The sequence below is a fragment of the Nonomuraea ferruginea genome (assembly GCF_039540635.1).
GTDB lineage: Bacteria > Actinomycetota > Actinomycetes > Streptosporangiales > Streptosporangiaceae > Nonomuraea > Nonomuraea ferruginea.
In genome coordinates this window covers 98,970-124,135 of record NZ_BAABFD010000005.1, presented here as the reverse complement: position 1 = coordinate 124,135, position 25,166 = coordinate 98,970, and the positions used below count along the sequence as shown (strand labels likewise).

The following is a 25,166-nucleotide window of genomic DNA, read 5'->3' as shown; positions in this document are numbered from 1 at the left end:
CTCCGGAAGGCGGGCGGGGTCATTTGATCGCCAGCGGGTTCAGCGGGGACCCGACCGCCTTGGTGAACGGCAGCGGCCCGGCGGCGAACATGAACTCGTAGACGCCGTCGGCGGCGCAGTCGTCGGCGAGCTTCTCCAGGTCGAAGATCTCGCCGATCAGCAGGCCGGCGTTGACGAGCAGCACGATGTGCACCGGCTGGAAGATCTCGTCGGTCTCGTTGGGCCGGACCTCCATGCCCCAGGTGTCGGTGGCGACGCCGGCGATCTCGTTGCCGCAGATCCAGTGCGCGGAGTCCAGCGAGAGGCCGGGGGCGTCGCCGGCCGCGTAGTCGCCCCACGAGCCCCGCGCCCGGCACATGGCGATGTGCCCGGTGCGGACCAGGACGAAGTCGCCGCGGCCGACGGTGACGCCCTGCGCCTCGGCGCAGGCGGCGAGTTCGGCGCTGTCGATGCCCTGACCGGGCTCCAGCCACGGCACGCCGCGGTGGCGGGGGATGTCGAGCAGCACCCCCCGGCCGACGACCTTCTCGGTGGTCAGCTCGATGCCGCACTTGCCCGCTCCGGTGCTGGAGACGTGCTCCTGGCCGAAGCCGTTGTACATCTTGCCCTCGTAGAACACGTGCGACAGGGCGTCCCACTGGGTGCCTGACTGCAACGGCATGTAGACGGCGTCGTCGGCGTAGCGGAGCCTGGCCATGTGGTCCTGGGCGCCGATGGCGGCGTCGCCGCCGTCCTGCAGCATGAGGTGGATCGGGTTCACCCGGCCGCCCCAGCCGTTCTGCGGGCCGTCGCCGTCGTACGGCAGCGCGCAGGAGATCACCTTGCCCTGGCGGACGAGCGCGGAGGCGGCGACGACCATCTCCGGCTCGATGTAGTTGAGCGTGCCGATCTGGTCGTCGGGGCCCCACTTGCCCCAGTTGCGGTATCGCTCGCACAGGGCGTGGACGTCGTCCAGCGTCACCTTTCCGCGGCCGTCCCCGGCGGTGCCGGTGCTCACGTCAGTGTCGGTGCTCACGTCAATGTCTCCCCATCGTCGCGGAACGGGACTCAGGACTGCGCGGGCAGCGTGCCGAAGCGCTGGGCGAACCAGTCGGCGATGAGCTGCCGGGCGGGGTCTGGCTCGTCGGTCTGGCAGTGCTCGGCGCCGCCTTCCGCGACGGTGAAGATCCGCAGGGTCTTGTCGGCCGAGCCGGCCGCCTCGTACGCCTTGTGCGCGTCCTCGACGGCGACCTGGCGGTCGTTCTCGCCGTGCACGATCAGCAGCGGCTGGGTGAGCTTGGGCAGCACGTCGACGAGCGTCCACTGCCGCACCCGCTCCAGGCCGGCCTCCATCGTGTCGGTGCCCATCACCCAGGGGAGCTGGAACCACGGCACCGAGACTGTCTTGGACCGGGTGGCCCAGCGCTTCTCCCAGGTGGCGCCCCAGTCCCAGATGCCGCCCCAGGCCGCGCACGCCTTGATCCGCGGCTCGAACGCGGCCGACCGCGGCGCGTAGTAGCCGCCGAGGCTGATGCCCATGACGCCGATGCGGTCGGCGTCCACGTCCGCGCGGGTCTCCAGGTAGTCGATGACGGCCCCGGTGGGGACCTCGTAGTCGGGCCGGGAGGGCACGTTCCGCAGCCGGAGCGGCTCGCCCACGCCGGGGCTGTCCATCACCAGGCAGGTGATGCCGCGGCGGACGAACTCCTCCTCGACGAAGCCGTACAGGATCTCCTTGGTGACGTCGAAGCCGCCGTAGAAGATCACGACGGGGGCGGGCTCGGCGGTGCGGGCGGGGATGAGGTAGCCGGGCAGGACGCCGTCGGGAGAGGGGACCTCGATGCGCTCCACGTTCAGCGGCGCCAGCTCGACGGCCTTCTCGAACGCGTCGAGCGCGGCGCGGTAGCTGGCCGTCTTCTCGGGGCCGGGGGCGATCTGCCGCTCGCCGCTGGCGTGGTAGACCGAGGCGCGCAGATAGCGCAGGCCCGCGCTGCGGCGCAGCCCCGCCTGGAGGTCCTTCTCGGCCTGCTCCTCCTGCTGGCCGGCCATGCCCGCCCACGCCTTGCCCCAGGCCTCGGGCTCGGGCTCGCCGTCGCGCAGCGGCGCGAGCCAGCGGTGCATCTCACCGAGCGAGCCGCCCGCCATGAGGGCGAGGTTGAAGGCCGATGACCACATGTAGTTGTCCGGGAAGTAATAGAACACCGTGCGGGCTCCGTTCACGTGCGGTGGGGGCAGAGGGCTCCACGAGCCACCTCATCCGGCCCGCGTTACCACCGTCGTTATGGCCCTGCCGGGATCCGGAGAGGCGGTCCGGGTGACGCCCGGAGAATGCCCGGGTGGCACGATCGGTGCCTGGCGAACGACCGCCCTAAGTGATCTCTATGGGGATATATCGCCCAAATGACATTAAATGGCCAAGAAGTCTTGACTTTGGTCGTCCCGTACCACTTTATGGAGAGACCACACCGCCGTAACGCGGGGATTTCGGCGGCCTTGCGTGACGTTACACTTCCGTGAACTGAGGTCGGCATGATCTTGAGTCACAAGGTCCTCCCCCCGGGACTACCACGTGGCACCATCGCCCGAGACCGCCTTGACGAGCAGTTCGCCACCCTCCTCGATGTCTACGAGACCATCGTGATCTTCGCCGCGGCAGGGTCCGGCAAGACCGTCCAGACCCGGATGTTCGCCGCGCGGTTCGGCTGGCCGCTCGCCTGGCTGACGCTCGACGCCGGCGACCGCAGCCCGTCCCGGCTGATGACCTACCTGGCCAAGGCCCTCGCCGAGGTGAACCCCGAGGCGCCGCGCACGGTGGAGACCGCGCTGGAGGAGGGCTTCCCCGCGGCCGAGGTCGCGGCGATGCTCGCCGAGGGCATCCACGACACGTCCCTGCTGCTCGTCCTGGACGACTGCGAATGGCTGGTGGAGGCGGACGAGGCGGTCGACGCGCTCGGCGTCTTCCTCGACTACCTGCCGCCGAACGTCCGCACGATCATCCTCAGCCGCGAGGACCTGGGCGGCCCGATCGGCCGCATGATGCTGCAGGGCCGGATCGCCCGGGTGAGCGGCGAGGACCTGGCGCTGAGCATGGACGAGGCGCGCACCCTGCTCGCCGCGCACGGCCAGGGCGGCCGGGACCCGGCGCCGCTGATGGAGGCCACGAAGGGCTGGATCGCCGCGGTGGCCTTCGACATCGTCCCCGGGCTGCAGTCGGGGAACGGGCCGGACGTGCTGGCCGGCTTCGTCTCCCGGGAGATCCTCGCCCGCCTCCCTGAGGAGGAGCAGGACTTCCTGCTGCGTACGTCGATCCCGGCCGGCGTCACCGCCAGGGCCGCCGTCGCACTCTGCGGCGAGAAGGGCTACCGGCTGTGGCAGTCGCTGGGCTCGCGGCACCTGCCGGCGACCAAGGTCGACCGGGCGCTCGTCTACCACCCCCGGTTCCGGCAGCATCTGCGTGAGCAGTTGCAGGCCCGCCTGCCCGGGGAGCTGCCCGAGCTGCAGAGCCGCTACGCCCGCCTGCTGGAACAGTGCGGCATGCACGAGGACGCCGTCGAGACCTACCTGGAGGCGGGAGAGCTGGAGAAGGGCGCGGACGCGGCCGAGCGCGCCGTGGCCGCGCTGGCCGCGCGCGCGGACTGGCAGGTGCTGCTGCGCTGGCTGGAGGCGTTCGGCCCGGCGGCGGTCGAGTCCCGTCCGGTCCTGCTCGGCGCCGCGCTGCGGGCGCTGTACGGGGTGCGGCGCATCCCCGAGGCCCAGGCGCTCATCCTCCGGCTGCACCAGGAGGGCGTGCTCAGCGACGTCGCCAAGGCCGACCCCGGTGCGGTGGCGTTCGTCGGTTACGCCATGCAGTGGCGCCCGGCCGATGCCCTGGAGCTGGTGCGCGGCTACGAGGGCGACTTCCGGGCCGAGGCGGTCCGCTACGAGCTGGAGGCGGTGGCGGGCCGCGAGCCGGTGGCGCCGCCGCCCGGCCGCGACTGGGTGGACAGCGAGCGCGTCTACTCGTGGGGACTGCTCGTGCAGGGGCGGCTCGACCAGCTCCTGCGGATGCTCCCCGACGAGGGGGACTGGCCGCCGCGCTCCTTCTTCCGCACCCCCCACCCGCTGCTCGCCCTGGTGTGGCGGGGCGAACTGGCACTCGCCCGCGAGCTGCTCGACGAGGTGCCCGAGGCGATCAAGTTCGGCGCCCACACCGACCTGTGGTTCTTCCACGAGGCATGGCTGCTGTGGGCCGAGGGGCACGTCGAGGAGGCGCTGGCGGCCGCCGAGGCCGCGGTCGACCACAGCCGCAGGACCCTGTTCGGCTGGGAGCCCTGCTTCGAGGTCGTGGTCGGCGTCCTGCAGCTCGCGCTGGGCCGGGTGGACGACGCCCGCATGACGCTCGCCGACGCGATCAGCCGTTCGGCGGCGAGCGGCAACCGCTGCTACGCCGAGTGGGGCCAGACCTTCCAGGGGCTCGCCTACCTGCGCATCGACCGGCCGGAGGACGCCGCCCGGGTGCTGCGCACCGCCACCGAGGCGATGCGGGCGGCCGGCCGCACGCTCATGCTGCCGTTCGCCGCGGCCTACCTCGCCGAGGCCGAGGCCCGGCTGGGGCGTGCCGAGGCGGCGTCGGCCGCGGTCGAGCTCGCCTACGCGACCGCCAGCTCGATCGGCTGCCTGTTCGTGCTCAAGAACGCGCTGAACGACGTACCGGGCGTGCTGCGCCGCCAGATCGAGAACGACGCCGGCGGCACCCGCTGGCGTCAGCTCGTCGGGCAGCAGCCGCCGGAGGTGCGCAAGCGGCAGCCGGCCGTCCCCTCCGAGCGGGTGATCGTCGTGGACGTGCACACGCACGGCCCGGTGGTCGACCTGATCGTGGACGGCGTGCCCCGCTGCTCGCGCCGCACCAAGGTGCTGGAGCTGGCCGCCTATCTCGCGCTGCACCCGGAGGGCGTGGAGCGGCACCGGCTGCAGGAGCGCCTGTTCCCCGACGCGGACCCGCGCCGCGGCGGCAACTACTTCCGCCAGGTGGTGCACAAGCTGCGCCAGGCGACGGGGGTGAACCTGTCCAGGACCGCGCACGGTCACGTCCGCTGGGCGGACGGCCTGTACGTGGACAGCACCGACCTGCGCTTCGAGCGGATGATCGGCGAGGCGTACCGGCTGCGGGGCGAGGAGCGGCTGGACTGCATCGAGTCCACGCTGGAGATGGTCGAGGGACCGTACCTGCCCGAGAGCGAGCTGGAGTGGGCCGAGGAGCGCCGTCACGAGCTGGAGGTGATGATCGTGAACGCGGCGGTGGACGCGGCCCAGGTGGCGGTGTCCCTGGGCTATTTGGAGCGTGCCAGGCAGGCGGCCACGTTCGCGATCAACCGCGACCCGTTCTGCGAGTCCGCCTACTGCGTGCGGATGCGGGTGGAGGGGGCCCTGGGCTCACCGCACGCGGTCCTGGCCGAGTTCCAGCGGCTCACCACGGCTCTGGCCGAACTCGGGGTCGAGCCGACCCCGGCGACCCGGCAGCTCGTCCGCGAGCTTCGGGCGACCTGACCGCGGGCCCGACCCGCGCGAAAACGGTGCGGCGGCGGCCGGAGGGGGCCGCCGCCGCACCGTTCGCCGTCAGGAGCTGACGAGGCGGGGGATGTCGAGGCCGAACAGGTCGATCGCGTTGTCGTGGGTGATCGCGGACACGACGGCGTCGTCCACGTCCTGGAAGTCGTGGGCGACCTGCTCCTGGGCGAAGGGGAAGTTGCCCTCGGTGTGCGGGTAGTCGCCGGCCCACATCAGGCGCTTCTCGTCGAGCATGGGCAGGGTGAGGATGCCGGGGCGGTCGTCCTCGAAGGTGGCCCAGAAGTTGCGGTTGAAGTACTCGCTGGGCTTCATCGACAGCTCGGGCACGGTCCAGCGGTGGTGGTCGGTGAACATGTGGTCCATCGTGTTGAGCTGGAAGGCGATCCAGCCGATGCCGCCCTCCACGAGGATGAACCGCAGGTTCGGATGCCGCTCCGGCACGGCCCCGTAGACGAGCTGCATGAACACCCAGCCCAGGCTGATCTTGTTGCCGATGGCGGTGGTCCAGAACACGCCGGGCGTGGTCTTGTCGTTGAAGATGGCGACCTGACCGGCGGCCTGGTGGAACCCGACGGGCACCCCGATCTCCTCCAGCACCGCCCACAGCGGCTCCCAGTGGGCGTCGCCCCAGGCCATGCCGGGGACCGCCTGGGGGAGGAGGAAGGTCTTGGCGCCGCGCGCGGCCCAGCGCTTCGCCTCCTCGATCGCGGGCTCGACCGGGCCGTTGCCCACGGGGAGCGCGACGGCGCCGATCAGCCGGTCGGGGGCGTGCGAGCAGAACTCCTCGAACAGCCAGTCGTTGTAGGCGCGGACGCAGGCGACCTTGAGGTCGAAGTCCGGGATGCTGTGCACGATCAGCCAGCCCGGATAGACGACCTCGGCCCGGACGCCCTGGCTGTCCTGGTCCTCCAGGCGCGCGACCGGGTCGTACGCGCCCGCCCGCTGGTCCTCGAAACGGTAGCCGGTGGGCTTGGTGATCACACCGTTGATCTTGGTGTTGATCATCGCGCCCTCGGTGCCGACCGGCTTCGGCGACATCCCCGTGTTCGGCACGATGAAGTAGTCGCCCTGCTCGGTGGACTGCACCTGCGGGGCCTGGTGCTGGAAGCGTTGCGGCAGCCTCTTGAGCCAGAGGTCCTTCGGCTCCACGACATGGGAGTCGACCGAGATCAGCGGACGGGGGTTACCGGTAGACATCGTGAGCTCTCTCCAGGTGGTGGGCGGTCGTCGGATCTGTTCCGGCTGGTGCGGGGCACGCTAGGCGGCGCACCGTTAAGCCGGTCGTTATCGGGAGGTGGCGGACGCGCCGAGCCGGTCGGCCAGCCACCGGTTGATCTCGGGTACGGCGATCGACAGGTTGTCCATCTGGCAGTGCTGCGCGCCGCCCTCCTCGGCGGTGAAGATCCGCAGCGTCTTGTCCGGCGAGCCGCACGCCTCGAAGAGCAGGTGGGCGTCGGACACCGGCACCTGCTGGTCGTCCTCGCCGTGCACGAGCAGGAACGCGCCCTTCATCCGGGGCACCACGTCGGCCAGCCGGAAGCCTTCCAGGACCTTCAGCGCCTCCTGCGTGGAGCCGGTCCCGGTGGACCACACCAGGTGCTCGCCGGGCACCGGGAGCTGCTTGGCGAACGCGGCCTCGATGCGCTCGCTCCAGACCCGGTGGTAGTCCCAGATCGCGCCCCAGGCGGCGCACGCCTTGAACCGGGGGTCCATGCTCGCGCTGCGCGAGGAGTAGTAGCCGCCGAGGCTCAGCGCGAGCACGCCGATCCGCTCCGGGTCCACGTCGTCGCGGCCCTGCAGCCAGTCGGCGGCCGCGCTGCCGGCCACCTCGTAGTCGTGCCGCAGGGAGACGCCGCGGAAGCGCACGGCCTCACCGACGCCGGGGCTGTCCAGCGACAGCACCGAGACGCCCCGGGCGAGCAGGTCCTCGACGCCGAGGAACCAGTTGTGCTCCTTGTTGCCGTCGAAGCCGCTCATGAACAGCACGGCGGGCGTCCGCTCACCGGGCGAGCGCGCGGCGGAGACGAAGATGCCGGGCAGCGCGGTGTCCTCGTACGGGACGTCCACGTACTCGACCCGGTACCGGTCGTCGAGCTCGGCGGACAGCCGGAAGCAGTCGACCATCGCGCGGTAGGCGTCGAGCGCCTCGTCGTCCTTGGGGAAGCGGAACCGCTCGGCGGCGAAGTAGTAACTCGTCGCCCGCCGGTAGTGCGCCATGGCGGCGCGCCGGTCGCCGAGCTCCCGCGCCTCCTCGGCGAGCGCCCGGACCTGGTCGCCCATGGCGCGCCACTCGCGGAACCAGCGCTCGTCGTCCCCCACGTGCCCGGCGAGCCGCCGGCATACCCTGTCGACCTCGCCGACCTCGGCGCCGCCGGCCGGGATCACGGCGAGCACGAGCATGACGTTGTACGACCATCGGTAGTCCTCGGGAAACTGCGCGTGCCATTCGGCCTGGCGGATCGCGGCTACCACGTGTGTCCTCCTGTACGTTCCGGGTCAGTGATCGCGGGTGGGCGTCAGAACAGCCGGTAGGCGCTGCGGTAGAACAGCAGCGGCGCGGCCTCGGTGTCGGCGTCGAGATCGAGCACGCGGCCGAGCACCACCGTGTGGTCGCCGGCCTCGTACGTCTCGACGATCTTGCATTCGATGTGCGCGTGCACGTCGCGCAGCACGGGCGCGCCGGTGATGCCGGGGGTGTGCGTCACGCCCGCGAACCGGTCGCCCTTGCGGGCGAACGCCCGGGCCAGCTCCTCCTGGCCGGCCGCGAGCACGTTCGCGCAGAAGTGCCCGGCGGCGCGGATCGCCGGCCACGTGGACGAGGTGTGCGCGGCGCAGAACAGCACCAGCGGCGGGTCCAGCGACACCGACACGAACGAGTTGACCGCCATGCCCACCGGCGGCCGGCCGGGCTGGGCGGCGGTGATCACGGCGACGCCGGTCGCGAAGCAGGCCATCACCCCGCGCAGGTCGTCGCGGGCGATGCCCGGGAGCGTGCTCACAGTCCCACCCCGTCCGCGTACCGGGCCCGGTGCCGGTCGGGGTCGCCGAACAGCAGCGCCGACGACATCGCCCGCTTGACGTACAGGTGCGCCGGGTGCTCCCAGGTGAATCCGATGCCGCCGTGGACGTGCACGTTCTCCCCGGCGACCATCGTGTAGGCCTCCGAGCAGTACGCCTTGGCCAGGCTGGCGATCACGGGCAGCTCCGGCAGGTCCTCGCCGGCGGCGTACATCGCGTAGTGCGCCGCGGACCGAGCTGTTTCGACCGCCATGAGCATGTCGGCGCACTTGTGCTTGATCGCCTGGAACGACCCGATCAGCCGGCCGAACTGGCTGCGCACCTTCGCGTACTCGACCGCCATCTCCAGGCACCGCTGCGCCCCGCCGACCTGCTCGGCGGCGAGACCGGCGGCGGCCAGGTCGAGCACCCGCTCCAGCACGGGCCCCGCGCCGCCCTCGGGCCCGATCAGCCTGGCCGGGCTGCGGTCGAACTCCAGCACCGCCTGCCTGCGGGTCTGGTCCATGGTGGGCAGCGGCTTCCTGGTCACCCCGGCGGCCTCCCCGAAGACCGCGAACAGCGACAGGCTGGCGCCGGTCCTGGCGAAGACCAGCAGCAGGTCGGCCACGTGCCCGTCCAGGACGAACGACTTGACGCCCGTCAGCCGCCAGATGCCGTCCTCCACGGCCGCGCGCGCCTCGACGTCCTCGCCCCACCACGACCCGGAGCGCTCGGTGAGCGCCACCGTGGCGATCGTCTCGCCGGCCGCGATGCCCGGCAGGAAATCGTCCTTCGCCTGCTCGTCACCGGAGTGCAGCAGCGCGTTGGCGGCGAGCACCACGGTGGAGAAGAACGGGGCGCACATCACCGCCCGGCCCATCTCCTCCAGCACCACGCCGAGTTCGAGGAAGGTCGCCCCCGAGCCGCCGAAGCGCTCGGGCAGGGCGAGCCCCTGCAGGCCGAGCTGCTCGGCCATCTGCCGCCACACCAGCGGGTCGTAACCCCGCTCGTCCTCCATGAGGCGGCGTACCTGTGTCTCCGGTGAGACGTGCTCAACGAACGACCGCACGCTCTCCCGGAAGTCCTCGTGCTCCTCGGCGAGGCCGGTGAACGACGCGGTCGCGTCGGCTAGCTGTTGAAGTCCGCTCATGTCAGGGGACGGTAGGCCGCGGGCGTGCACCGGCCATGAGCGGCGGAAGCCGTAACGCCCGCAGTAACTCCTCGCGCGCAAGAGTGCGGCTGGTGCCGACGCCGGTGCGTGCCCCGCCCCGAGAAGGAGGAAATTGCCGTGGATCTCAGCTTCGACGGTCGTGTCGCCGTCATCACGGGAGCAGGTGGAGGGCTCGGCCGGGCCCACGCTCTCGAACTCGGGCGCCGCGGTGCGAAGGTGGTCGTCAACGACATGGGCACGTCCCTGTCCGGGGACGGGGTGGAGCAGGACCGCGCGGCGATCGTGGTCAAGGAGATCGAGGAGCTCGGCGGCATCGCGGTGGCCGACACGAACTCGGTCGCCACCGTGGCCGGCGGCCAGGCCGTGATCGACACGGCGCTGTCCGCGTTCGGCCGGGTCGACGTCATCGTGAACAACGCGGGCATCCTGCGCGACAAGACCTTCCACAACACCAGCACCGACGACGTGGACCCGGTGCTCGACGTGCACCTGAAGGGCGCGTTCAACGTCACCCGCCCGGCCTGGGCGCACTTCAGGGAGCAGGGGTTCGGGCGGGTCGTGGTGACCTCGTCGTCGGCCGGGTTCTTCGGCAACTTCGGCCAGTCGTCGTACGCCGCGGCGAAGCTCGCCCTGGTCGGCCTGATCAAGGTGCTCGCGATCGAGGGCCGCAAGTACGACATCAAGGCGAACGCGATCGGCCCGGTGGCGCAGACCCGCATGACCGAGGGCTTCGACAACCCGCTCGCGGACCACCTGGACCCCGCGCTGGTCTCGGCGGTGGTCGCGTACCTGTGCCACGACTCCTGCGAGCCGTCCGGCGAGATCCTCAGCGCGGGAGGCGGGCGCGTGGCGCGCGTGTTCGTCGGCGTCACCCGCGGATACCTGAACGGCGACCTGACCGCCGAGGACGTCCGCGACAACCTGACCGAGATCTTCGACGACGCCGGCTACGTGGTGCCGGAGAACAGCATGGCCGAGATGACCCTGCTCGCCAAGATGCTGGGGAAGTGAGATGACCGCGCAGCGCCTCCGCCCGGCCTCCCTGACCGGGCGGCGCCTGTCGAGGACGCAGATCGGCGAGTGGATCGACATGGCGGCCAAGCGCTCGCCGCACCGGGACTGCTTCGTCACCCCGTCAGGCACGCGCACGTTCGCCGAGGTGCGCGACCGGGTGCACCGGCTCGCCTCCGGTCTGCAGGCGATGGGCCTGGCGCAGGGGGACCGGGTCGCCGTGCTCGACACCGACTCGCCGGAGTACGTGGAGACCTTCCTCGCCCTGTTCAAGCTCGGGGCGGTCGCGGTCCCGCTCAACTTCCGGCTGTCACCCGCGGAGATCACGACGCTGCTGCGCAGCTCCGAGGCGTCCTGGATCTTCGTCGGGGACCGGTACGCGCCGGACGTGCTGGCGGCCAGGGACGACCTGGAGCATCTCGACCACGTCGTGGGCTTCGGCGGGAGCGAGGGCACGACGCCCTTCGAGGAGGTGCTCCGGCGCGGGGCCGGAGGCGCGCCGCGGGAGGCGGTCGTCGACGACGAGGACATCGTCGCGCTCGCCTACACCAGCGGCACGACCGGCCTGCCCAAGGGCGTCATGCAGTCGCACCGCATGTGGAAGACGATGGTCTCCAACGCGGTCCTGGAGTACCGCTTCCTGCGGGACGAGTTCCGCTACTCGGCGTCCCCGCTCTACCACGTCGCCGGGCTCAGCCTCGTGCTCAACGCGATCTGCCGCAGCTCGGCGTCCCTGATCGTCCCCCAGTGGGATCCGGCGGAACTGCTGCGGTGGTGCCGCGAAGGGCTCACCGACGTGTTCCTCGTCCCCACCATGATCAGCGCCCTGCTCCGGCAGCCGGATGTGAGACCGGACGACTTCGCCACGCTGCGTTCCGTCTTCTACGGCGCCGCGCCGATGTCGCCCGGCCTGCTCACCCAGGCCATGTCGATCATGCGGTGCGACTTCTACAACGGCTTCGGCGCCGGCACCGAGGCGGGCATGCAGACCGTGCTCACCCCCGAGGACCACGTGCGCGCCCTCGACGGCCACCCGCACCTGCTCGGGTCGGTCGGCCGCCCCGGCTTCAACATCGACCTGCAGATCTGGGACGCCGCCGGCAACGAGGTGCCGGTGGGCGAGGTCGGCGAGATCGTCACCCGCAGCGACATGGTGATGAGCGGCTATCACGGGCAGCCGGAGAAGACCGCCCAGGTCGTCTCCGGCGGCTGGTTCAAGGGCGGCGACCTCGGCTACCTCGATGAGGACGGCTATCTCTACCTCGCCGGCCGCAAGGACGACATGATCATCCGGGGTGGCGAGAACGTCTACCCGCTGGAGATCGAGACCACCCTGTTCGCCTACCCCGGTGTGGTGGAGTGCGCCGTGGTCGGCGTCCCCGACCCGCACTGGGGCGAGACCGTGCGGGCCCACGTCGTGCTCGCCGAGGGGACCGAGGCCACGCCGGAGGAGCTCCAGCGGTTCTGCCGCGAGCGCCTGGCCAAGTACAAGGTGCCCGACCACATCCGCGTCCACACCGAGACCCTGCCCAAGAACGCCAGCGGCAAGGTGCTCCACCGCCTGCTTCGGGAGCAATCGTGAACGACCAGCGCCGGAACCCGGACGAGACCGCGTTCCAGGACGCCGTCCGGGCCTTCCTCGACACCCACGCCAAGCCCCTGCCGGAATGGGAGGAGGGCTGGGGCAACGGTCCCGACGAGCTCAGCGCGGGCGCGGAACCGACCCGCGAGGAGGAGCTGAGCATGGTCGCGGCCGCGGTGGCCTTCCGCCGCGAGCTGTTCGACGCCGGCTTCGGCTGGCTCACCGGCCCCGTGGCGTACGGCGGGGCCGGCCGGGACCAGCGCTACCAGGAGCTGTTCGACGAGGTCGCGGCCGACTACGAACTGCCGTCCGAGGCCTGCTTCATCGTCGGCCACCACATCGTCGCCCCGACGCTGCTCGCCTGGGGCACGCCGGAGGTGAAGGAGAGGTACCTGCGGGCGCTGTACCGGGCGGACCTCCTCGCCTGCCAGCTCTTCTCCGAGCCCGAGGCCGGCTCCGACCTCGCCGGCGTGAAGAGCAGGGGAGTCCGCGACGGCGACGGCTGGCGGGTCTCCGGGCAGAAGGTGTGGACCTCCGGCGGTCACTACAGCGACATCGGCGAGATGCTCGTCCGCACCGACCCGGACGCGCCCAAGCACGCCGGGCTCACCATGCTGATGGTCGACATGCACGATCCGGGGGTCGAGGTCCGCCCGCTGCGCCAGCTCACCGGCGGCGAGGCGTTCAACGAGGTGTTCGTCGACGACGTCTTCGTGCCCGACAGCCACGTGCTCGGCAAGCCGGGCGACGGCTGGAAGGTGGCGATGACCACGCTCGGCAACGAGCGGGCGTCGATGGGCTACCGCACCGCCTCGCCCGCCACCGACCCGGTCGAGCGGCTGCTCGGTCTCATCCAGCACTTCGGCCTCGACGGCGACCCGCACATCCGCCAGGAGTTCGCGCGGATCGCGATCCGGCGGGACGTGATCCGGTGGACCGCCGCCCGCGCCGCCGGCCGCGGCGAGCCGGGGGCCGAGGCCTCGATCATCAAGCTGATGGACTCGGAGAACGTCCGCGCCATCGGCGAGCTCGCCGGCCGCGTGCTCGGCCCGCGCATGACGGCCGACACCGGCGAGTGGGGCACCTACGTCTGGGCCGAGCTCGCGCTCAGCGCGCCGTCCCGGCGCATCGCCGGCGGCACCGACGAGATCATGCGCAACATCATGGCCGAGCGCATCCTGGGCCTGCCCCGCGAACCCCGCCCTTCGACCTGACACCGCGGGCGCGCCGCCCGCAGGCGGCGCGTCATCCCTTCGCGCATCCGAGGAGACAACACATCCATGGCTGACCGTACGCCAGTGATCGCCGGCATCGGCCTGAGCGATTACCCCAAGGCACCGCACCTCGACGCGGTCGGGCACCACGTGCTCGCCACCCAGCGGGCGCTCGCCGACAGCGGCCTGCGCAAGAGCGACATCGACGGGTTCATGTGCGCCCAGGGCGACTTCGCCCAGCCGGACAACGCCGGCACCATGGCGGAGATCCTGGGCATCAACCCCCGGTACTTCGACGGCACCGCCGTCGGCGGCTCCAGTTTCGAGTTGCACGTCCAGCACGCCAAGGCGGCGATCGAAGCCGGCCTGTGCGAGACCGTGCTCATCGTCTACGGCTCCGACCTGTACACCAAGTCGGGCACCAACCCCGGCTTCGGCGCGAAGAAGCCGGGCGAGCAGGTCGCGGGCGTGCTGCAGTACGAGGCGCCCTGGGGCAACACCCTGATCGGCGCGTACGCGATGGCCGCCCAGCGGCACATGCACGAGTACGGGACCACTTCCGAGCAGCTGGCCGCGATCGCCGTGGCCTGCCGCACGCACGCCGGGCTCAACCCCAACGCCCAGTACCGCAAGCCGTTGACGGTCGAGGACGTCGTCAACTCCCGCATGATCGCCGACCCGCTGCACCTGTTCGACTGCTGCGTCGTCTCCGACGGCGGCGGCGCGGTGATCGTCACCACCGCCGAGCGCGCCCGCGACCTGCGCCAGCCCCCGGTCCACATCCTCGGCGCGGCGTCGGCCCAGACCCACTGGAACATCAGCCAGATGCCCGACTACACCCGCACCGCGGCCGAGCGCAGCGGCAAGGAAGCGTTCGCGCAGGCCGGTCTCACCCCCGACGACGTCGACACCGTACAGCTCTACGACAGCTTCACCATCACCGCGCTGCTCATGCTGGAGGACCTGGGCTTCTGCAAGAAGGGCGAGGGCGGCCCGTTCGCCGCCTCCGGGGCGCTCCAGCTCGGCGGCAGCCTCCCGATGAACACCGACGGCGGCGCGCTCAGCTCCTGCCACCCCGGCATGCGCGGCATCTTCCTGCTCATCGAGGCCACCAGGCAGCTGCGCGGCCAGGCCGGCGACGCCCAGGTGGCGGGCGCCGAGGTGGCCCTCGCGTGCGGCTCGGGCGGCTGGCTGTCGGCGATGGGCACCGTGATACTCGGAAAGGACAAGGCATGACGAACGTGACCACCCCGCCGACGGAGGGCCGGCCGGTCCCGCTGCTCGACGCGGCCGGCCGCCCGTACTGGGAGGCCACCCTCCGCGGCGAGCTGCTCGTCCAGGAATGCCCGGGCTGCGGCCACCGCCAGTTCTACCCTCGCCAGATCTGCGTCGAGTGCGGTGACACGCCCGGCTGGCTCACCACGGAGGGCCGGGGCACCGTGCACACCTTCTCGGTGGTGCGCCAGCAGGGGGCCTACCCGTTCAACCAGTGGACCCCGTACGCGGTCGCCGTCGTCGAGCTCGACGAGGGCCCCCGCATCATGGGCAACGTGATCGGCTGCGAGGTCGACGAGGTGCGCATCGGGATGAGGGTCGAGGTCGAGTTCGTCCCGCTGAACGAGGAGGCGTCGCTGCCGTTCTGGCGGCCGGCGGCCACCTGAGCCGCTCCCCGGCAACGCGGAAGCCGGGAGGGGATTCCCCTCCCGGCTTCCTCGTGTCCGGGGCTCAGGCGAGCGCGGGCACCGGCGGCTCCGGCAGCACCGGCATGCGCAGGGAGAGCCACTCGGCGATCAGGTCGAGGGCGGGGGCGGGGTCGTCCGACTGGATGTGCTCGGCGCCCCCGTCGGCGGCGGCGAAGACGTGCAGCCGCTTGTCGGCGGAGCCCGCGGCCTCGAAGGCGCGGCGCGCGTCCGCGACCGGGATCTCCCTGTCGTTCTCGCCGTGCACGATCAGCAGCGGCTGGGTCACCCGAGGCCAGACGTCGGCCAGCGTCCACAGTTCCAGCCGCTCCAGCGCCTCCTCGATCGTGCCGGTGCCCGTCACCCAGGGCAGGAACCACGACGTCGGCTCGGCCTCGGCCTCGTCCCAGCGCCGCCGCCAGAGCGCGCCGCAGTCCCAGCTGCCCGCCCACGAGACGCAGGCCGAGACCCGCGGCTCGAACGCCGCCGAGCGGGCCGCGTAGTAGCCGCCGAAGCTGACGCCGAGCACGGCGACATGCCGCGCGTCCACGTCGTGGCGGGCCTGGAGGTGGTCGATGATGGCCGCGGTCGGCACCTCGTAGTCGGGGCGGGACGGCACGCCGCGCAGCCGGATCAGCTCCCCGGTGCCCGGGGTGTCGATGACCAGGCAGGTGATGCCGCGGCGGGCGAACGCGGCGCCCACGGTGGCGTAGAGCATCTCCTTGGTCAGGTCGAGCCCGCCGTACACGATGACCACCGGCCGCGGGTCGGCGGCGTCCGGCGCGATCAGGTAGCCGGGCAGCGTGCCGTCGGGGGAGTCGACGTGGACGCGCACCAGCGGCAGGGCCCCGCAGTCCATGGCGTTCCCGAAGGCCTGCAGGGACGCGGCGTAGCTCTCCGACTTCGTCGGCCCCGGCGGGATCTGCCGCTGGGCGGTCGCGTGGTACACCGACGCGCGCAGATACCGCCGGCCGGCCGCCGCCAGGTATCCGGCGCGGACGTCGCCCGCGGCGAGCGCCTCCTGCTGGTGGGCCATGCCCGCCCAGGCGGCCGCCCAGGCGTCCAGGCCCGCCTCCGGCGTGTCCCGGAGCGGGCCGAGCCAGCGCCCGATGTCGGCGAGCGAGCCGCCGGCCATCAGGGCCAGGTTCACGCTCGACGACCGGACGTGGTCGCCCGGGAAGAACTCGAACACGGCGACTCCTCATGGAACGGTATGACAACGCGCGGCCGGGGCCGTGCGGTTCTCTCTGGTCAGTACAGTACAAGCGGTTGCATTACGGATGGCGTTACCCGGCGCGCCCGCCGCCGCGCGGCAGGCGCGGGCCGGCGCGCCGGGCGGGTCAGGTGGTGGCCCACTGCGCCCGCGGACGCTCCTGCGGGCCGGACAGGCCGCCGATCTCCGGGTAGACCTTGGTGGCCATCAGCTCCATCTCGCGGATCAGGTCGTCGGTCGGCTGCTGCGCCCAGTGCCAGATCAGCACGGAGTACTCGTACGGGACCTGCTCCCACTCGGCGGCGAACTGCGCCTTCGCCTGGTCGACGGTGCCGCCGAGGAACAGGCCGGAGTCCTTGATGGCCTGCACGACGTCCCCGTTCACCGGCATCTTCTTCTTGAAGAACTTCGCGTAGAAGTTCTCGAACATGTCCGCGTCGTAGTCGCGCAGGGCCTGGTCGTACGCCGCCGCGGACTCGGTGACGTGCGGCCAGCGCACGGGCGCCTGGTTCGCGCCGAGCGGCACCGGGTGGCCCACCTTGGCGGCCTCGTCGGCGTAGATCTTCGCGAACTCCTCGGTCTTCGCCGCGGGGGAGAAGCTGGTGACGACGAAGCCGTTGCGCGCGCAGTACCGGATCGACTCCTCCGAGCTCGACGACGCCACGAACACCGGCGGGTGCGGCCGCTGGTACGGCGGCGGCGTGACCGAGATCTTCCGGATGACGCCGTTCTCGTCGACCTCGTCCACCGCGCCCATCAGCGACGCGGTGTCGGTGGCCGGATAGGTGGTGATGCCTGCGTCGTACGGGAACGGGACCTGGTACTTGGCGCCGTTGAAGTCGAAGGAGTCCTCGGTCCAAGCCTTGAGCATCAGCTCGACCTGCTCCTCGAAGATGACGCGGTTCTCCTTGTCGGCGGAGCCGCCGTCGGAGAGCGTCGCCGGGGTGCCCAGGTGCTGGCCCAGCACGTCGGTCCAGCGGGACTGGTAGCCGCGGCTGACCCCGGCCCAGAACCGGCCTTCGAGCATGTGGTCGAGCATCGCGCACTCCTCGGCGACGCGGATCGCGTCATGGGTGCCGAGCACGTAGCCGTTGGTGCCGACGTTGATCCGGCTCGTGTGCGCCGCGAGCCACGCGTTCACCACGCCGGGCGACGGGGCCACCTCGTAGCCCTCGGAGTGGAAATGATGCTCGATCCCGGCGATGCCCCAGTAACCCAGGTCCTCGGCGGCCTTGGCGATCCTCGCCCAGTCCCGCATCACCTTCTGGAACTCGTCCCGATCCCGCCCGAGCGGGCGCCGGGCGGCACGCCCCGCGGCACCGCCTTCGGCCGGAATGACCGGATAGAGCTGCACGATCGCCTTGACACTCAAAATCTCGCTCCTCAGCAGCTGGCTGACAGAATCCTTCGCCGTCATCCAACGGGCGCGCAGTTACCGGGCCGTTCCGCGCCGCCGTTAATGAGGGAGTAACGGCCTCGGAAATAGAACCTGCCGCACGACAAACCCGGCAGCCGGCCATGATCTACGGAGGGTTCCAGATGAGGATTTGCCGCTTCACGCCGCACGGCTGGCCGGACGCGGAGGTGCGCGCGGGGGCCGCGGTGGGGGCGCTCGACGCGCCGGTCATCGTCGACCTGGCCGCGCTGCTGGCCTCCGAGATCGTCGCCGACGGCGGCGAGCCCGGCCGCGCCGCGGAGCTCGCCCGCGCCACCTTCCCGGGGAGCACGGTCGCCCTGCTCGGCTCCGGCGGACGCGCCCAGCGTGAGGCGGAGCGGCTCCTCGGCGCGCTCGGCGACCCTGAGGCCGCGCGGCGGGAGACCGGCCCGCTCGGCCCGCACGCCCACGCGCGCGAGGCGGTCCGCCTGCTCGCCCCCGTCGACCGCCCGCCGGCGCTGCGCGACTTCTTCGCCTTCGAGGACCACATGGTCAACGCCCTGCGAAACCTGGGCAGGGAGGTCCCGCCGGCGTGGTACGAGGCGCCCTCCCACTACGTGACCCGCAGCGCGTCGGTGTTCGGCCCTGACGAGGTCGGACAGTGGCCGGCGTACACCGAGAAGCTCGACTACGAGCTGGAGTTCGCGATCGTCATCGGGAGGAGCGGCCGGGACATCCCGCCCGAGCGGGCCTGGGACCACATCGCCGGGCTCACCATCTTCAACGACCTGTCCTGCCGCGACGTCCAGCGCCGCGAGATGGGTACCGCGGTCGGCCCGGCCAAGACCAAGGGCTTCGACCGCGGCTGCGCCACCGGGCCTTACCTCGTCACCGCCGACGAGATCCCCCGCCCCTTCGAGGCCGGCATGCGGGCCTTCGTCAACGGCGAGCTGTGGTCGCGGGGCTCCGCCGGGTCGATCCACTGGTCCATCGAGCAGATCGTGGCGCACGCCTCGGCGGGGGAGACGCTGCTGCCCGGCGACATGCTCGGCTCCGGGACGGTCGGCACCGGCGCCGGGATCGAGATCGACCGCTGGATCAAGCCGGGCGACGTGATCCGGCTGGAGATCGACGGGCTCGGCGCGCTGGAGACCCGCGTGGAGCGCGCGGGGGAATCCTGATGCGCCCGGCGATCCTGCGCGAGCGGGACGTGCCGATCCCGCTCCCCGACGGCGTCGTGCTCCGGGCCGACGTGTACCGCGACCCGGCGGCGGGACCGCGGCCGGTGCTGCTCCAGTACACCGCCTACGACAAGGCGAACTGGGCCTCCGTCTACGGCGTGATCAACCCCGAGCGGGCGGTCGACCACGGCTTCGTGGTCGTCGTGGCGGACGCCCGCGGCCGGTTCCGCTCCGGCGGCGACGAGCCGTTCCGCCCGTTCGCCGGCTCAGGCGAGGACGCCGCCGCGTGCGTCGGCTGGGCCGCCGCGCAACCGTGGTCGAGCGGCCAGGTCGGCATGTACGGGGCGTCGAACAACGGCGTCCCGCAGTGGCAGGCGCTGCGCTGCCGGCCGCCGGCGCTGCGCACGATCGTGCCGCACTTCACCGCGTCCGAGTACGACAGCGGCTGGGTCTGGCGCGGCGGCGCGTTCCAGCTCGGCTTCAACCTGTGGTGGAGCCTGGCGAACCTCGCCCCCGACCAGCTCCGCCGCGCGACAGCCCGCGACGGCGCGGCCGCGCACCAGGACGCGGCGCGGGCGCTCGCCGGCGCCCTGCGCGACCCGGACGCGGCCTTCGGGAGGCTGCCGCTGACGGACGCGCCCGCCCTGGACGGCATCGCCCCGCACTACCGCGAATGGCTCGCCCACCCGCCCGGCGACCCGTACTGGCACGCGCTCAGCGCCCGTGACGCGCTCGCCGCGACCGACCTGCCCGTGCTGCACGTCGCCGGCTGGTACAACGTCCACCTCGACGGCAACCTGGCCGCGTACGAGACGATCAAGGCCGCGGGCGGCCCGGCGGCCGAACGGCAGCGCCTGATCATCGGCCCGTGGACGCAGTGGTCGCCCGCCCTGTTCGGCGACGCCTGCGGCCCCGAGCGGCGATTCCCCGCCGCGATCGACATGGAAGGACTGCAGCTCGCCTGGTTCGCCCAGCATCTGTCCGGCGCCGGCGGTCCCGAGCTGCCGCCGGTGCGCGTGTTCGTCATGGGCGTGGACGAGTGGCGCGACGAGCGGGAGTGGCCGCTCGCCCGCGCCCGCGCCACCCCTTGGTACCTGCACAGCGGGGGAGCCGCCAACTCCCGCCACGGCGACGGCCGCCTGTCCCGCACACCTCCCGAGGGGCCGCAGCCGCCCGACACGTTCCGGTACGACCCGCGCGACCCCGTGCCCACCCGCGGCGGCGCGACCTACCTGCCCAACCCGGCGGCGAACTCCGGCCCGATGGACCAGAGCGCGATCGAGGACCGCGACGACGTCCTCGTCTACAGCAGCGACCCGCTGACCGGCCCGGTCGAGGTGATCGGCCCCGTCCACGCCGTCCTGCACCTGGTCACCGACGCTCCCGCCACGGACGTGACGGCGAAGCTCGTCGACGTCCACCCCGACGGCCGGGCGTTCCTGCTCTGCGACGGCATCCGGCGGGTGACCGCGGCGGAGGTCGCCGCCGCCGGGTCCGGGCCGGTCCGCGTCGAAGTCGACCTGATCGCCACCGGCAACGTCTTCCTGCCGGGTCACCGGATCCGGCTGGAGGTCTCCAGCAGCTCGTTCCCCAAGTACGACCGCCACGCCGGCACCGAGGACGGCACCGCCACCGCGCCCGAGGACCTGCGCCCCGCGCGGCAGACCGTCGTCCACGACGACCGCCACCCGTCGGCGCTCGTCCTCCCTCTCGTCCCCGCCGAGGACCCGGCCGAGGAACGCCGAGGAACCCGCCCCGTGACCTGTCGCGGCGGCCCGGTAACGGAGTCGCCGCAGGCCACTCCGCCGTGGCCGCCCCGATCGTCCGCCCCCGCCCGCGCGCCGGTAACGATGCCGATAACGGCGTTCGGGTGAGGTCGAGCAACGCACGCGAATCCCGCCTAGGAGTTTCGATGCCCCCCACCTGTGCCGCCCGTGCCCTTCGGATCCTCGCCGCGACAGTCCTGTTGGTGACAGCCGGAGCGTGCGGCGCCGGCGAACCCCCCGCCGCCACTCCCGAGACGAGCACGGCGGGCGCCGCCGGGCCCGAGGTGGACAAGGTGACCTTCAGCGGCGTCACCGCCAACGCCGGCAACTGGGCCATCCAGGTCGGCGTCGAGTTCGGCATCTTCAGGGAGCACGGCCTGGACGTGTCGATGATCTACTCGCAGTCCAGCCCGAACGCGCTCGCCGCCATGATCGGCGGCTCGGTGCAGTTCACCTCCACCGTGTACGACGCCGTCGTCCTCGCCCACCAGAAGGACCCGCGCGTCATCGCCGTCGCCGAGGGCTACCGGTCGTACCCCGAGTATCTGGTCGTGCCCAAGGAGGTCCGGTCCTTCGAGGACCTCAGGGGCGCGACGTGCGGCGCGCAGAACCCGGAGGGGATCGGCGACGCCCTCTACCTGTCGAAGATGATGGAGCACGGCGGCAAGCTGAAGGTGGGCGCCGACTTCAAGCTCACGAACGTCAACCTCAACGCCGGCCCCGCCCTCGCCGCCCTGCAGTCCGGCCAGATCAAGTGCATCGCGGTGCTGCCGCCCACGTCCACGCTGCTGGAACGGCAGGGCTACAAGATCCTGTACGACCTGCAGCAGGTGCCCGAATACCAGGACCTGTCCTTCTTCGGCATCATAGCCCTGAAGAACTGGGTCGCCGAGCACCCCAACGCCACGCGCGCCTTCCTCAAGGGCTATCTCGCCTCCATCGCCTTCCTCTACGACCCGGCGAACAAGGACCGGGTGATCGACCTGCTGGCCAGGAACGCGCAGGTCGAGCCGGACGTCGCCGAAGCCTCCTACACCTGGGTGACCTCCGGGGCGTACCCGCGCGACGGCGTCATCGCCGACGAGGTGATCCCCCGGACGATCTCCTTGATGAAGTCCGGCGGCTCCCTGGACGCCTCCGTGCCGTCCGACATCGCGGGACTGATCGAGAACTCCCACGTCAAGGCCGCCTTCGACGAACTGCCCGACTCGGTCAAGAACGGCCCGGGCCCCAAGGGCCTGCTTCCCGAGGGCCAGACGGCGGCATGAGCGGCGTGACCTCCCGCGAGCGGCGGGCGCGGCACACCACCACGCCCCCCGCGCCGGGGCCGCGCCGGCGGAAGGGCTCCGGCCGCCGATGGCGCGGCTACCGGGCCGTCGTCAGCTTCGCCGGCTTCCTCGTGGTCTGGCATGTCGCGGCCGAGTATCTCGTCGCCAACCCGCTCTTCCTGGCCGGACCGATCAGCACCGTCCAGGCGGTCGGCACGATGTGGGCGGACGGGACGCTCCAGCAGGACCTGCTCGTCAGCGCGGACGAGTTCCTCAAGGGGTTCGGCGCCGGGCTCGTGGCCGGGGTGCTGCTCGGGCTGCTCCTCGGCACCAGCCGCCGCGCCAAGGACTACATCGACCCGCTCATCAACGGGCTGTACGCGACCCCGCTCGTCGCGCTCGCGCCGCTGTTCATCCTCTGGTTCGGCATCGGCGAGACCAAGACCGTGCTCCTGGTGTTCATGCTCGTCGTCCTGCCCATCGCGATCAACACCGACGCCGGGATCCGGGCGACGGACCCGCAGCACCTGGAGGCGGCCCGGTCGTTCGGCGCGAGCCGCCTGCAGCTGTTCACCATGGTCCGGTTCCCGACCTCCGTCTCGTTCCTGGTCGCCGGCATCCGCATGGGCATCGGGCGCGGGCTCATCGGCGTCGTCGTCGGCGAGCTCTTCGGCTCCCAGAGCGGCCTCGGCTACCGGATCCTCGTGTCCTCTCAGTACTTCCAGACCGACGTGCTGCTCGCCGGGGTGCTCATCTTCTCCGTCACCGGCGTGCTGCTCGTCAAGATCTTCGAATGGTTGGAACGGCGGGTCGCCCCCTGGCAGTCAGGCCAGGGATGACCCGCACCCACGACAGGGAGACCACGGCTATGCCGACCGACGAACCCCAGGGCCTGATCCCGATGCTCCCCGTCGAGGAGGCGGCGCGGATCGCCGTCGAGGCGGGCATGCGCGAGGAGATGTCGCGCATCTTCTTCTACCGGCTGCTGCTGAACTCGCCGCAGTCCGCCCGCGTCGAGAACGAGATCAACGACCGCATCCTCTGGGAAGGGAGACTGACCCGCAGGCCCGAGGCGACCCGGCTGCGCGAGCTCGCGATCATGCGCGTGGCCTGGGTGACCGGCTCCACGTACCTGTGGGCGCACCACTACGCGCCGACCGTCGACGTCGACCTGCCGGGCAAGCGGCCCGCCGACGTGCTCGGCGTGCGCGAGGGCGCGGCGTACGAAGGATTCGGGCCCGCAGAACGCGCCGTGATGCGCGCGGTCGACGAGATGGCCCGCGACGACCGGGTCTCCGAGAAGACCCTGGGCGACCTGAAGGAGGTGCTCGCGAACGACGGCGAGGTGGTCGAGATCTGCTACGTCATCGCGATCTGGCGGGCGCTGACCATGCTGATGGACACCTTCCAGGTACCGCTGGAACCCGGCTACCAGCCGTGGGCGCCCGACGGCCGGCGGCCCGGGGAGGAGGGGCGGTGAGCAGGTTCGAGGAGTACCGGGACCGCTTCGGCGACGTGCGGATGGCGCGGGAGGACGGCATCCTCCAGGTGACCCTGCACACCGACGGCGGATCGCTGAAGTGGTCGGAGCGGGCGCACCGCGAACTGCCCGAGGCGTTCCGGCAGATCGCCACCGACCCGGACAACCGCGTCGTCATCCTCACCGGCAGCGGCCCCGACTTCCTCACCGAGATGGCGTTCGAGAAGCGCAACACCACCCCGCAGGGCTGGGACCGGGTGGCGCACGAGGGGCGGCACATGCTCTTCGACCTGCTCGACATCGAGGTGCCGATCATCGCCGCGGTGAACGGCCCGGCCACCGAGCACGCCGAGCTCGCCCTCCTCTCCGACATCGTCCTCGCCTCGGAGACCGCCGTCTTCGCCGACCACCAGCACGTCGTCGCCGGGGTGGTGCCCGGCGACGGCGTCCACGTCGTCTGGCCGTGGCTCCTGGGCATGAACAGGGCCCGGCATTTCCTGCTCACCGGGCGCACCATCGGCGCCCGCGAAGCCCTGGAACTCGGCCTGGTGGCGGAGGTGCTGCCGCCGGACCGGCTGCTCGACCGGGCCTGGGAGCTCGCCCGCGAGCTCGCCGCCAACACCACGCTCATGCTCCGCTACACCCGCGCGTGCCTCACCATGCTGATCCGCCGCGAGCTGCAGTTCGGTCTCGCCCACGGACTCGCCCTGGAATCCCTCGCCGCCGTCGACGCCCGCTCTTTCTCCCAGGATGCCCGCGACTGACATCGGCCGTGCCCGGCCGCTCCGGGAGCCGAGTTCGAGAGAGGAAGCCGTATGCTCCGGTCCTTCCGCCGTCGCCCCGCCGGCGGCCAGAACCCCATCGAAGCTCCCCTCCCGCCGGGGGCGTCGCCGCTGCTGGAGATCGACGGGCTGTCGGTCGGCTACGAGGTCGGCGGCGCCTTCACCACGGTCCTCGACGGTGTCAGCCTCACCGTCGAGGACGGGGAGTTCGTCTGCGTCGTCGGCGCGAGCGGCTGCGGCAAGACCACGCTGCTCAAGACCATCGACGGGCTGATCGCGCCGTCGGCCGGCGAGGTGCGCGTGTCCGGGCGTACGGCGCATCCCCGCCACGGCGACATGGCGGTGGTATTCCAGCAGGACTCCCTCTACCCGTGGCGGACCGTGCTCGCGAACGTCCGCTTCGGCCTGGACGTCCGCGGCCGTCGCTCGGCGGAGACGGACGCGCGGAGCAGGGAGTGCATCGAGCTCGTCGGGCTGCGCGGGTTCGAGAACCACTACCCGCACCAGCTCTCCGGCGGCATGCGCCAGCGGGTCAACCTGGCCCGCGCCCTCGCGGTGGACCCGACCCTGCTGCTGATGGACGAGCCCTTCGCCGCCCTCGACGCGCAGACCCGCGAGGTGATGCAGACCGAGCTGCTCGACATCTGGACGAAGCAGCGCAAGACCGTGGTGTTCATCACGCACCAGCTCGACGAGGCCGTACTGCTCGCCGACCGGGTGATCGTGATGGCCGCCCACCCCGGGCGCATCCGTGAGGAGATCCGCATCGACATCCCCCGCCCCCGCGATCTGCACACCAAGCGCGGGGAGAGGTTCACCGGCTATGTCGACCACATCTGGAACCTCATCGAGGAAGAGGTCCGGCGGTCCCTCATCCCCGGCACGGCCCAGGACACGCGGACCGGTGCCTGATCACGTACG

At 71.7% G+C, this 25,166-nt stretch carries 21 protein-coding genes; 13 read left to right on the top strand and 8 right to left on the bottom strand.

Annotated features, from left to right (window positions below; all coding sequences use genetic code 11):
- Positions 1 to 19 precede the first annotated feature (19 nt).
- On the bottom strand, positions 20 to 1,015 hold the full coding sequence (locus tag ABD999_RS11490) for a cyclase family protein (RefSeq protein ID WP_271279671.1): 996 nt from the start codon (positions 1,013 to 1,015) through the stop codon (positions 20 to 22).
- Positions 1,016 to 1,047: 32 nt separating this feature from the next.
- Complete coding sequence (locus ABD999_RS11485; RefSeq protein ID WP_271279670.1) at positions 1,048 to 2,181, bottom strand: alpha/beta hydrolase family protein; 1,134 nt, start codon at positions 2,179 to 2,181, stop codon at positions 1,048 to 1,050.
- Positions 2,182 to 2,508: 327 nt separating this feature from the next.
- Here ABD999_RS11485 and ABD999_RS11480 point away from each other — a divergent pair, with 327 nt between their 5' ends.
- Positions 2,509 to 5,505, top strand: a complete 2,997-nt coding sequence (locus tag ABD999_RS11480; RefSeq protein ID WP_345482681.1) for an AfsR/SARP family transcriptional regulator — start codon at positions 2,509 to 2,511, stop codon at positions 5,503 to 5,505.
- Positions 5,506 to 5,574: 69 nt separating this feature from the next.
- Here ABD999_RS11480 and ABD999_RS11475 read toward each other — a convergent pair whose 3' ends face one another.
- From ABD999_RS11475 to ABD999_RS11460, 4 genes are all read right to left on the bottom strand, one after another.
- Positions 5,575 to 6,723, bottom strand: a complete 1,149-nt coding sequence (locus ABD999_RS11475) for an amidohydrolase family protein (RefSeq protein ID WP_148030959.1) — start codon at positions 6,721 to 6,723, stop codon at positions 5,575 to 5,577.
- An 87-nt stretch (positions 6,724 to 6,810) separates the two neighbouring features.
- On the bottom strand, positions 6,811 to 7,998 hold the full coding sequence (locus ABD999_RS11470; protein ID WP_271279429.1) for an alpha/beta hydrolase family protein: 1,188 nt from the start codon (positions 7,996 to 7,998) through the stop codon (positions 6,811 to 6,813).
- A gap of 44 nt (positions 7,999 to 8,042) precedes the next feature.
- Positions 8,043 to 8,525 carry a flavin reductase family protein gene (locus tag ABD999_RS11465; protein ID WP_261808478.1) on the bottom strand — a complete coding sequence of 161 codons (483 nt, stop codon included), beginning with the start codon at positions 8,523 to 8,525 and terminating at the stop codon, positions 8,043 to 8,045.
- The gene (locus tag ABD999_RS11460; protein ID WP_271279430.1) at positions 8,522 to 9,673 is read right to left on the bottom strand and encodes an acyl-CoA dehydrogenase family protein; all 1,152 of its coding nucleotides are present in this window, start codon (positions 9,671 to 9,673) and stop codon (positions 8,522 to 8,524) included. The genes ABD999_RS11465 and ABD999_RS11460 overlap by 4 nt, the downstream gene beginning before the upstream one ends.
- Positions 9,674 to 9,811: 138 nt before the next feature.
- Here ABD999_RS11460 and ABD999_RS11455 point away from each other — a divergent pair, with 138 nt between their 5' ends.
- The 5 genes from ABD999_RS11455 to ABD999_RS11435 all read left to right on the top strand — a co-directional run bounded on the left by ABD999_RS11455 (position 9,812) and on the right by ABD999_RS11435 (position 15,162).
- A complete protein-coding gene (locus ABD999_RS11455) occupies positions 9,812 to 10,705 on the top strand; it encodes an SDR family NAD(P)-dependent oxidoreductase (protein WP_271279431.1) in 894 nt (297 codons plus the stop codon).
- A gap of 1 nt (position 10,706) precedes the next feature.
- The gene (locus ABD999_RS11450) at positions 10,707 to 12,287 is read left to right on the top strand and encodes a class I adenylate-forming enzyme family protein (protein ID WP_271279432.1); all 1,581 of its coding nucleotides are present in this window, start codon (positions 10,707 to 10,709) and stop codon (positions 12,285 to 12,287) included.
- The gene (locus ABD999_RS11445; RefSeq protein WP_187281100.1) at positions 12,284 to 13,501 is read left to right on the top strand and encodes an acyl-CoA dehydrogenase family protein; all 1,218 of its coding nucleotides are present in this window, start codon (positions 12,284 to 12,286) and stop codon (positions 13,499 to 13,501) included. The genes ABD999_RS11450 and ABD999_RS11445 overlap by 4 nt, the downstream gene beginning before the upstream one ends.
- 66 nt (positions 13,502 to 13,567) lie before the next feature.
- Positions 13,568 to 14,737: an acetyl-CoA acetyltransferase gene (locus ABD999_RS11440; protein ID WP_148030965.1), complete on the top strand. Its 1,170-nt coding sequence runs from the start codon at positions 13,568 to 13,570 to the stop codon at positions 14,735 to 14,737.
- Positions 14,734 to 15,162, top strand: a complete 429-nt coding sequence (locus tag ABD999_RS11435) for a Zn-ribbon domain-containing OB-fold protein (protein ID WP_148030966.1) — start codon at positions 14,734 to 14,736, stop codon at positions 15,160 to 15,162. Before ABD999_RS11440 ends, ABD999_RS11435 begins: the two co-directional genes overlap by 4 nt.
- 64 nt (positions 15,163 to 15,226) lie before the next feature.
- Here ABD999_RS11435 and ABD999_RS11430 read toward each other — a convergent pair whose 3' ends face one another.
- Both ABD999_RS11430 and ABD999_RS11425 read right to left on the bottom strand, forming a co-directional pair.
- A complete protein-coding gene (locus ABD999_RS11430) occupies positions 15,227 to 16,372 on the bottom strand; it encodes an alpha/beta hydrolase family protein (RefSeq protein ID WP_148030967.1) in 1,146 nt (381 codons plus the stop codon).
- Between the two features lie 148 nt (positions 16,373 to 16,520).
- Positions 16,521 to 17,765: an LLM class flavin-dependent oxidoreductase gene (locus ABD999_RS11425; RefSeq protein ID WP_271279433.1), complete on the bottom strand. Its 1,245-nt coding sequence runs from the start codon at positions 17,763 to 17,765 to the stop codon at positions 16,521 to 16,523.
- A 167-nt stretch (positions 17,766 to 17,932) separates the two neighbouring features.
- Between ABD999_RS11425 and ABD999_RS11420 the strand changes: the two genes are divergently transcribed.
- The 7 genes from ABD999_RS11420 (at position 17,933) to ABD999_RS11390 (ending at position 25,157) form a co-directional block, all read left to right on the top strand.
- Entirely contained in the window at positions 17,933 to 18,949 is a 1,017-nt protein-coding gene (locus ABD999_RS11420) for a fumarylacetoacetate hydrolase family protein (RefSeq protein ID WP_271279434.1), read from the top strand.
- On the top strand, positions 18,949 to 20,823 hold the full coding sequence (locus tag ABD999_RS11415) for a CocE/NonD family hydrolase (RefSeq protein ID WP_271279435.1): 1,875 nt from the start codon (positions 18,949 to 18,951) through the stop codon (positions 20,821 to 20,823). Before ABD999_RS11420 ends, ABD999_RS11415 begins: the two co-directional genes overlap by 1 nt.
- A gap of 95 nt (positions 20,824 to 20,918) precedes the next feature.
- On the top strand, positions 20,919 to 21,983 hold the full coding sequence (locus tag ABD999_RS11410) for an ABC transporter substrate-binding protein (protein WP_271279436.1): 1,065 nt from the start codon (positions 20,919 to 20,921) through the stop codon (positions 21,981 to 21,983).
- Entirely contained in the window at positions 21,980 to 22,822 is an 843-nt protein-coding gene (locus ABD999_RS11405) for an ABC transporter permease (protein WP_271279437.1), read from the top strand. The genes ABD999_RS11410 and ABD999_RS11405 overlap by 4 nt, the downstream gene beginning before the upstream one ends.
- Before the next feature lie 29 nt (positions 22,823 to 22,851).
- On the top strand, positions 22,852 to 23,463 hold the full coding sequence (locus tag ABD999_RS11400) for a carboxymuconolactone decarboxylase family protein (protein ID WP_219548122.1): 612 nt from the start codon (positions 22,852 to 22,854) through the stop codon (positions 23,461 to 23,463).
- Complete coding sequence (locus ABD999_RS11395; protein ID WP_345482680.1) at positions 23,460 to 24,227, top strand: enoyl-CoA hydratase/isomerase family protein; 768 nt, start codon at positions 23,460 to 23,462, stop codon at positions 24,225 to 24,227. Before ABD999_RS11400 ends, ABD999_RS11395 begins: the two co-directional genes overlap by 4 nt.
- 51 nt (positions 24,228 to 24,278) lie before the next feature.
- Positions 24,279 to 25,157 (top strand): ABC transporter ATP-binding protein, encoded by an 879-nt coding sequence (locus tag ABD999_RS11390; protein WP_345482679.1) that lies wholly within the window; start codon positions 24,279 to 24,281, stop codon positions 25,155 to 25,157.
- The last annotated feature ends 9 nt before the right edge of the window (positions 25,158 to 25,166 follow it).